Here is an 8,113-nt window from a genome sequence, read left to right on the forward strand (position 1 = left end):
GCCAAACGTAGGCACTCGGGGCATTCTTTCGGCGGCGTGATCTGTGTAACACTCCGGCCGGCGGCGTCCCAGCCCCGCACTTCTCCGACACCGTTGTTCGAGAGGAACCAGCCGCTCATGGCCCACCACGTCCCCGCCGCGCAGCCACCCGAACCCGAACCACGCAGCTTGGGCCGTCGCCGCTTCCTCGGCTTCGTGCTCGCCGCGCCGACGCTCGCGGTCGCCGCGCAGCTGGGCGCCGCCGAACTCGCGCCGGGGCGGGCCGAGGCGTCGATCCCGTCCCTGCCGCAGCCGGAGGACATCTTCGACCTCGGCGACCTGCAGAACCTCGCCGCCCTCCCGACCTCGGGCCTGGTCACCGTCGGGATCGGCACCGACGGACGCGCGTCCTTCGCCGTCCCGCGGGCCGAGGTCGGGCAGGGGATGACCACCGCGGTCGCGATGATGATCGCCGAGGAGCTCGACCTGCCGCTGGACCGGATCGACGTCACCCTCGCCGACGCGCGGCCCGAACTGCTGATGAACCAGCTCACCGGCGGGTCGAACTCGATGCGCAGCATCTACACCCCGGTCCGCACCGCCGCCTCGATCGCCCGGCAGCGGCTGCTCGCCGCGGCCGCCGCGCAGTGGGGCGTCCCGGTGTCGCAGCTGACGACGTCGGCCGGGACGGTCCGGCACCCCAGCGGCCGCCAGGCCGGGTACGGCTCCCTGTCGAAGGCCGCTGCGTCGGCCACGACGATCAGCGTGGTCGCCACCTTGAAGGCGCGCTCGGAGTTCAAGGTCCTCGGCACCCCGCAGAACCGGGTCGACGCCCACGCCGCGGTCACCGGCCGCAAGCAGTTCACCCTCGACGTCGACGTCCCGGACGCGCTGCCGACCATGGTCGCGCGGCCACCGACGATCAACGGCACACCGCGGACGATCGCCAACGCCGCGGAGGTCAAGGCGATGCCCGGGATCACCGACGTCGCCGCGATCTCGCACGGCGTCGCGGTGCGCGGCCGCACGTTCGGCCAGTGCATCGACGCGATCCGCGCGCTGAAGGTCACCTGGGGACCGGGCACGGTGGACGGTGAGTCCGACGCGACCGTGCTCAAGAAGCTCAAGGCCGCGCAGCTGCCGATGGTCGTGCCCGGCCTGCTCGACCAGTACATCGACGCGGAGTTCACCTTCGCCGCCGCCAGCAACAGCCCGCTGGAGACCGGCGCCGCGATCGCCGACGTCCGGCCGGACCGCGCGGAGATCTGGTCGTGCCTGAAGGTGCCGATCGTCGCGCAGGAGGACATCGCCAAGCAGCTGGGCCTGCCGCAGGACGCGGTGAAGGTGCACGTGACCCAGGGCGGCGGCTCGTTCGGCCGGCACCTGTTCCACGACGCGGCCGCCGAAGCGGCGGAGGCGTCGCAGAAGATGGGCAAGCCGGTCAAGCTGATGTGGTCGCGCACCGACGACTTCCGCCAGGGCCGCATCCACCCGATGTGCGTGTCGCGGGTACGGGCCACCTACCTGCTGGGCAACGTGATCAGCTTCGAACAGCGGCACACCAGCGTGCAGACCGAGTTCAGCCACGGGCTCGGCGAGATGCTGACGGCCTTCGCGTCGCGGCTGCCGATCGCCGGGAACCTGAGCTTCGCCGAGTCGATCTTCCTGCTGACCCAGTCCTCGCCCTACAACTTCGGCGTGACCACCCAGCTGCTCAACGAGATCCCGCTGAAGTTCAACACCGGCAGCATGCGCAACATCTACTCGCCCAACGTGGTCACCGCCGAGGAGCTCGTCGTCGACCAGCTGGCGAAGAAGTTCGGCAAGGACCCGGTCGTGTTCCGCCGGGAGTTCCTCAAGGACACCCGGCTGCGCGCGGTCCTCGACAAGGCCGCGCAGGTCGGGAACTGGGGCCGGGCGATGCCGGCCGGCACCGCACAGGGAATCGCGGTGCACTCCGAGTACCGCGGCGCGATCGCCGTGCTGGTCGAGATCGACTGCCGCCCCGAGACAGTCAACCGCAAGATCCCGGACGCCGTCACCGGTCCGCGGGTGACGAAGGCGCTCGTCGTGGTCGACCCCGGGTTCGCGATCAACCCGCGCGGCCTGGAAGCGCAGATGATCGGCGGGCTCAACGACGGCATCGCGATGTGCCTGACCTCGAGCGTGCACATCAAGGACGGCATTCCGCTGGAAGGCAGCTGGGACAACTACTTCTACACCCGGGAGTGGAACACCCCGCCCGAGACGCAGGTCGTCGTCATGCCGAACACGTCGACCAGCCCGAGCGGCGCCGGTGAGCTCGCGGTCGCGCCGTCGTTCGCCGCGGTCGCCTGCGCCTACGCCCGGGCGGTGGGCAAGATGCCGACGTCGTTCCCGATCAACCACGGCACGCTGAGCTTCGAGCCGTTGCCGCTGCAGCCGTCCACGCCGCCGTCGCCCACCGACGGCCTCGACCACGCCTACTAGGAGCCAGCCGTGCCGCAACACACGTTCAAGGTCAACGGCCGGCAGGTCACCGTCGACGCCGACGACGACCTCCGCCTCCTCTGGGTCCTGCGCGACCTGCTCGGCATCACCGGCCCGAAGTACGGCTGCGGGCTCGACGTCTGCAAGGCGTGCACCAGCCACATCAACGGCAAGGCGTTCAACCCGTGCTCGGTGCGGGTTGCCGACATCAAGGACACCGACGAGATCACCACGATCGAAGGCCTGCCCGCGACCGTCGGGAAGGACCTGCACCCGATGCAGGAGGCGTGGCTGCAGCTGGACGTCGCCCAGTGCGGCTACTGCCAGCCGGGCCAGATCATGGCCGCGGTGGCGAAGGTGAAGCAGGCGACCGCCGCGGGCCACGCGATCACCGACGCCGACCTCGACGAGATCCGCAACATCTGCCGGTGCGGGACCTACGCCAGGATCCGGGAGGCGATCCAGGCGGGGGCCCGGAACATGTAGACAGCTGCTCAGGCGTAGCCGCGTTTGAGCATCATGCCGGCGGCCTTGTCGAACTCGGCGTCGGTCGGGATGGCGAAGCCCAGCGCGTTGGCGTAGCGGGTGACGATGTTGAACACGGCCGCGACCGCTGCCGCATCCTCGAGTTGTCCCCGGGTGGCACCCGCGGCCAGCGCCGCCCGGACTTGGTCGCCCTGCAGGTCATCGGGGCGCACGGTGATGGTTTCCAGGACGGCGAGCGTGGCGCGCAAGGGATCCGAGATGGGCGCGGTGTGGTAGTCGGCGAGGGCTGCGTCGGCGACCGCCTTGTCCATCCCGTGCACAGCGATGGCCCGATGCGCCCCGATGCAGAAGGGACACGAGTTCCACTGGGCGACCATCGCGGCCATCAGTTCCCGTTCCGCCACCGACCACTCGCTCGGCCCGCGCATCACGTCCTGCGTCCACGCGCCGAGGGCCGTGCCGACGAAACCCTTGTGGTAGAAGGCAACCCGGGCCGCGTCCGGGAGACGCGCACCCAGTGCCAGGGAGATGACCCGGATCAGCAGCTTGCTGCGGAGACCGTCACCGCGTTCGACCTCAGGCAGGCGCATCGGTCGCCTCCTCGATGATCCGGGTCGCGGTGTCCCAGCGAGCCAGGCCCGCTCCGATGCAGGCGGACATGACGACCTCGAACGCAGCTTTGTCGCTGCCGGAAGCCTGCCGGACCGCGGCGACCTCGTCGTCGGTCACCCGGTAGGAGGCGGCACCGATCTGCCGGGCCAGCTCGTCGTACGGTTCGGCCACCGGCGGCCCGCCCGCCGCCCGGGCCGCCACCGCGGTCCGGAGCGCGGAATCGGTGACTCCGGTGGTGCCGCCCACCGCCGCGCGCAGTTCTTCCGCTCGATCGCGGTGTGTGCTCATGTGGCCTCTCCGTTGTTGCCAGGATCAGGGGACGGTATCCGCTTCACGCCTCCGCGGCATCCCGTTGCGTCGCCGCGCGGAACCGGTCGAGATACAGCGGCCAGCCCGAGCCGGAGCCGAGGCTCGTGAAGCTTTCCCAGCCTTCGCCGTGCCGGTCGAGGTGGTGGTGTTCGAGGGCGACCCGGGTGCGGCCGGCGCCTTCGGCGATGAACCGGATCTCCACCTCGCTGGTGTGGCCGGGATCGGACTCCAGCTGCCAGCGCGGGCTGATGTCCCAGCTGAGGACCAGCCGCTCCGACGGCTCGAAGGCGAGCACCCGCGCCCAGGCGCACCGGCTGCCGTCGGTGCCCACGTCGTACACGCTGCCGCCGGCCTGGGGCTCGAGAACGGTCCGCTCGATCGGCACCGCGAGCAGGTTGTGCTCGCGCGGCTTGACCTCGTCGAACCGCTCGGTGAACACGCGGAAGGCCTGCTCGAGGGGAAGCTCGACGACGATGTCGGCCCGAACCGAGGTGGCGGCCGGTGACGTGCTGCTCACGGGTGTGTCCTTTCGGCGAGTCGTCGGTTGACTCACCAGAGGACGAGCGGCCGCTCGGCTTCTCGACAGCTTCGTCCGTCAAGTTTCCTGGATTCGGCCGGCGAGATAACGCCGGTCGGCGGGGGTGGTGGCGAGGTCGTGGGCACGCCGGTACGCCGCGGCTGCTTCGTCCGCGCGGCCGAGGCGACGCAGGAGATCGGCGCGAGCCGCGTGCAGCAGGTGGTAGCCGTCAAGACCCCCGATCCGGTCGATCAAGGCCAGCCCCTCGGCCGGGGTGGTGGCCATCGCGACGGCCACGGCGTGGTTGAGGGCGACCACCGGCGACGGCGTCAACCCGAGCAGCTGCTCGTACACCGCGGCGATCGCGGCCCAGTTCGTGTCGGCGGCCGTCGGCGCCTGGGCGTGCAGGACCGCGATGGTCGCCTGCAGCACGTACGGCCCGGGCGTTCCGAGGCGCAGGGCCCGGTCCAGCAGGCCGACGGCTTCGGCGATCTCGGCGTGGTCCCAGCGTGAGCGGTCCTGGTCGTCGAGCAGGACCAGGTCGCCGGTCGGCGCGTACCGGGCGGCCGAGCGCGAGTGGTGGACCAGCAGCAGCGCGACCAGGGCGAGGGCTTCCGGCTCGTCGGGCATGAGGGTGGCGACGAGCTTGGCGAGGCGGATCGCCTCCTGTTGCAGCTCGCGGTACTCCGGCTGGTCGCCGCCGGCGGTGTAGCCGCGGGTGAAGATCAGGTAGATCACGGCGAGGACGCCGGAGAGCCGCTCGGGCAGGAGGCGGTCGGCGGGGACTTCGAGGCTGATTCCCGCGTCGCGGATCTTGCGTTTGGCCCGCACGAGCCGCTGGGCCAGGGCCGGTTCGGCGACCAGAAAGGTCCGGGCGATCTGGCCGGCGGTCAGCCCGGCCACGGCTTGTAGCGTGAGCGCGACTCGCGCCTCTTCGGCCAAGGCCGGGTGGCAGCAGGTGAAGATGAGGCTGAGCCGCTCGTCGCCGACGCTGAGCAGGCGATCTTCGTCGAAGTCCACGGTCGCCACCTCCGGTGGTTCTCCGAGCTGCGCGAGCTTTTCGCGACCTCGGCGGGCGCGCCGGAGCCGGTCGATCGCGGCGTTGCGGGCGGCGGTCAGCAGCCAGGCGACCGGGTCGTCGGGCGGCTGGTCCCACTTGCGCAGGGCGAGCGCGCACGCGTCCTGCAGCGCGTCTTCGGCGAGTTCGAAGTCGCCCAGCACGCGGACCAGGGCGGCGAGCATCTTCGTCCGGTGTTCGCGATAGGCCTCCTGCAGGACGGGCGCGGCCGTCATACGCCCGTCGACGCGCGGTGGTCGAGGTCCGGGACCCCGGCGATCGGGCGGACCTCGATCGTGCCGTCCGCGGCCATGGGACAGAGCGCGGCCAGCTCGAGGGCTTCGTCGAGGGTGCGGCAGTCCAGGACGTAGGTGCCGCCGAGGTGCTCGTGGGTCTCGGGGAACGGGCCGTCGGTGATCAGCGTCTTGCCGTCACGGACGCTGACGGTGGTGGCGGTGTGCTCACCCTGGAGGGGGTGGCCGGAGACGAACGCGCCCCGCCGGCGGCACTCCTCGGCGAAGGCGTTCACCCTGGCCAGCGCGTCGGGGAAGGCCGGGTCGCCGGGTTCGGGGCGGTGGCAGTTGTAGATCAGTAGCATGTACTGCACAGGTCCTCCAGCTCGAGCCGTGGTGCTGTCGTCGAAGAGGATGACGAACGGATCGACCGTAACTCGACAGCCCGGTCCGAGCTTTCCGAATCGGCGACCCTGCGGTCGGTCATGTGTCCCACGATCGCCTCGACGGCCTGCCGGCCGGTGTGGTGTCAAGCCCCAGCAGGCGGCCAAGGTGTTGTCGCCTGGAGGACGGCGTCCCAGTCCTGGCCTTGCTCGGCTTCGCCGCGGGGATCCACCGCCATGTCTTGTATCCCCTTCGGACGCGGGAGCCGGACGAGCAGTTGCCCAATCCAGTCGTTCACGGAAACCTGTCGATCCAGGGCATGCTCGTTCGTATCGACGGTGAGCGGCGGCGGACGTCCGCCGGAGGAGTGAAGTCATGGCCCAGTTCTTGTTGTCCGTGCACAGCGTCGACGGCGATGTTCGTGAACCGCCCACCGAAGAGGAGATGCGGCGGTCGATGCAGCTGCTCGGCGAGGTCGAGAAGGATCTGAAGTCGACTGGGACCTGGCTCTTCAGCGCCCGCCTGAGCGAGCCCGGCGCGGCGCGGGTGGTGCGGGAGTCCGGCGGCGAGGTGCTGATCACCGATGGTCCGTTCGCCGAGGGCAGGGAGCACCTCGGCGGCTTCTACCTCGTCGAGGCCGCGGACCTCGACGCCGCCCTGGGGTGGGCCGGCCGGGTGACGGCGGCGATCGGCGTGCCGATCGAGGTGCGGCCGCTGGCGGGTTTCGAAGCCTGAACCAGGAAAGTCGTATTTCGGGACGATGAACTTCACCGGATTGGGGTAGATCAAAGATTTCCGCCGAACGAGTTTTCTACCGCTCAGTAACGGGTATTCCTCGCGCTTTTCGGCAGCGAACGGCACAAAACGCCTAATTTCGCACGGTGGGCACCCGGATCGTCACCCGGTCAGGGCATCAACCCATCCGCTCCGTGCCCAGCCTCGAAAGTGGACTGTCCGCGACAGATCCGCCCCAGCGCCGGGAGCCGGCGTCGGGTGACGCCCGCCGTACGCGCGCGGGCGGGGAGGAGCTCATCCGTGTTTGGCAAGCGTTATGCCGCTTCGATGATCAACCGGAGCGCCGAAAACGACCAGGACCGCCGCCGTTTCCTCAAGGCGGCCGGGATGACCGGGCTCGGGGTGGTCGGCGCGGGCGCGCTCGGCGGCCTCGCCACCGGGACCGCGTCCGCCGCGACCGCCCGGCCCACGGCTGCGGCCGCCGCCGCGTCGGCTGAGGTCAGTGACGGTGCCGTCCTGAACTTCGCCCTCAACCTCGAGTACCTCGAAGCCGAGTTCTACCTGCACGCCGTCACCGGCAAGGGCCTCGCCGACTCGATGACCACCGGGACCGGCACCCGCGGCGGTGTCACCGGCGGCCGCGCCGTCCGGTTCCAGACCAAGGCCGCCAAGCAGTACGCCCAGGAAATCGCCGGCGACGAGAAGGCGCACGTCCAGTTCCTGCGGTCCGCGTTGGGCTCCGCCGCGGTCAGCCGCCCGGCCATCGACCTGCAGTCGAGCTTCACCGCCGCCGCACAGGCCGCCGGGCTCGTCAAGCCCGGCCAGACTTTCGACGCGTTCTCCTGCGAGGAGAACTTCCTGCTCGCCGCGTTCCTCTTCGAAGACGTCGGCGTCACCGCTTACAAGGGCGCCGCGCCGCTGATCACGAACAAGACGTACCTCGAAGCGGCGGCGGGGATCCTCGCGGTGGAGGCCTACCACGCGGCCAACATCCGCAGCGCGCTCTACCAGCGCGGTGACGGCAAGGCCACGCTCAAGCTCTCGGCCGCCCGCGACAGCCTTGACGGCCCCACCGACGACGACCAGGGTGTCATCGACAGCCACGGCAACGCCAACATCGTCCCCACGGACGCCAACGGCATCGCATACAGCCGTTCGCCGGGTCAGGTGCTTAACATCGTCTACCTGACGAACAAGGCCGCCAAGTCCGGCGGGTTCTTCCCGAAGGGCGTCAACGGCGAAGTGAACACCAGCGCCGCCCACTGATCGGAGCGGGGTGGGGGGACGCTGCCGGGGGGGCCCCCACCCCCCCCCCCCCCCCGACCCGAGGAC

General features: G+C 70.5%; 9 protein-coding genes. 4 read left to right on the plus strand and 5 right to left on the minus strand.

All coding sequences use genetic code 11. From position 1 onward, the window contains the following. Positions 1 to 117 precede the first annotated feature (117 nt). Positions 118 to 2,448, plus strand: a complete 2,331-nt coding sequence (locus ACZ63J_RS38580) for a molybdopterin cofactor-binding domain-containing protein (RefSeq protein ID WP_465407085.1) — start codon at positions 118 to 120, stop codon at positions 2,446 to 2,448. 9 nt (positions 2,449 to 2,457) lie between these two features. After that, complete coding sequence (locus ACZ63J_RS38585; RefSeq protein ID WP_465312557.1) at positions 2,458 to 2,934, plus strand: (2Fe-2S)-binding protein; 477 nt, start codon at positions 2,458 to 2,460, stop codon at positions 2,932 to 2,934. 8 nt (positions 2,935 to 2,942) lie between these two features. Here the strand turns inward: ACZ63J_RS38585 and ACZ63J_RS38590 are convergent, their stop codons facing one another. The 5 genes from ACZ63J_RS38590 to ACZ63J_RS38610 all read right to left on the minus strand — a co-directional run bounded on the left by ACZ63J_RS38590 (position 2,943) and on the right by ACZ63J_RS38610 (position 6,027). Next, positions 2,943 to 3,524, minus strand: coding sequence for a carboxymuconolactone decarboxylase family protein (locus tag ACZ63J_RS38590; protein WP_465407083.1), 582 nt, complete (start codon positions 3,522 to 3,524; stop codon positions 2,943 to 2,945). Then, the gene (locus tag ACZ63J_RS38595; protein ID WP_465407081.1) at positions 3,511 to 3,834 is read right to left on the minus strand and encodes a hypothetical protein; all 324 of its coding nucleotides are present in this window, start codon (positions 3,832 to 3,834) and stop codon (positions 3,511 to 3,513) included. Before ACZ63J_RS38595 ends, ACZ63J_RS38590 begins: the two co-directional genes overlap by 14 nt. Before the next feature lie 43 nt (positions 3,835 to 3,877). After that, on the minus strand, positions 3,878 to 4,372 hold the full coding sequence (locus ACZ63J_RS38600) for an SRPBCC family protein (RefSeq protein ID WP_465407079.1): 495 nt from the start codon (positions 4,370 to 4,372) through the stop codon (positions 3,878 to 3,880). A gap of 78 nt (positions 4,373 to 4,450) precedes the next feature. Beyond that, positions 4,451 to 5,665 carry an RNA polymerase sigma factor gene (locus ACZ63J_RS38605; RefSeq protein WP_465407078.1) on the minus strand — a complete coding sequence of 405 codons (1,215 nt, stop codon included), beginning with the start codon at positions 5,663 to 5,665 and terminating at the stop codon, positions 4,451 to 4,453. Continuing rightward, positions 5,662 to 6,027: a YciI family protein gene (locus ACZ63J_RS38610; protein WP_465337469.1), complete on the minus strand. Its 366-nt coding sequence runs from the start codon at positions 6,025 to 6,027 to the stop codon at positions 5,662 to 5,664. Before ACZ63J_RS38610 ends, ACZ63J_RS38605 begins: the two co-directional genes overlap by 4 nt. 394 nt (positions 6,028 to 6,421) lie before the next feature. Here ACZ63J_RS38610 and ACZ63J_RS38615 point away from each other — a divergent pair, with 394 nt between their 5' ends. Both ACZ63J_RS38615 and ACZ63J_RS38620 read left to right on the plus strand, forming a co-directional pair. After that, positions 6,422 to 6,781, plus strand: a complete 360-nt coding sequence (locus ACZ63J_RS38615) for a YciI family protein (protein WP_465407076.1) — start codon at positions 6,422 to 6,424, stop codon at positions 6,779 to 6,781. A 300-nt stretch (positions 6,782 to 7,081) separates the two neighbouring features. After that, positions 7,082 to 8,047, plus strand: a complete 966-nt coding sequence (locus ACZ63J_RS38620) for a ferritin-like domain-containing protein (RefSeq protein ID WP_465439837.1) — start codon at positions 7,082 to 7,084, stop codon at positions 8,045 to 8,047. Positions 8,048 to 8,113: the final 66 nt, after the last annotated feature.

The organism is Amycolatopsis sp. NPDC104863, from assembly GCF_055582965.1.

Excerpts from the sequence above, each read along its gene's own strand:
- ACZ63J_RS38580 (WP_465407085.1), top strand. The coding sequence starts at position 118 with ATGGCCCACCACGTCCCCGCCGCGCAGCCACCCGAACCCGAACCACGC.
- ACZ63J_RS38590 (WP_465407083.1), bottom strand. The coding sequence starts at position 3,524 with ATGCGCCTGCCTGAGGTCGAACGCGGTGACGGTCTCCGCAGCAAGCTG.
- ACZ63J_RS38595 (WP_465407081.1), bottom strand. The coding sequence starts at position 3,834 with ATGAGCACACACCGCGATCGAGCGGAAGAACTGCGCGCGGCGGTGGGC.
- ACZ63J_RS38605 (WP_465407078.1), bottom strand. The coding sequence starts at position 5,665 with ATGACGGCCGCGCCCGTCCTGCAGGAGGCCTATCGCGAACACCGGACG.
- ACZ63J_RS38610 (WP_465337469.1), bottom strand. The coding sequence starts at position 6,027 with ATGCTACTGATCTACAACTGCCACCGCCCCGAACCCGGCGACCCGGCC.
- ACZ63J_RS38615 (WP_465407076.1), top strand. The coding sequence starts at position 6,422 with ATGGCCCAGTTCTTGTTGTCCGTGCACAGCGTCGACGGCGATGTTCGT.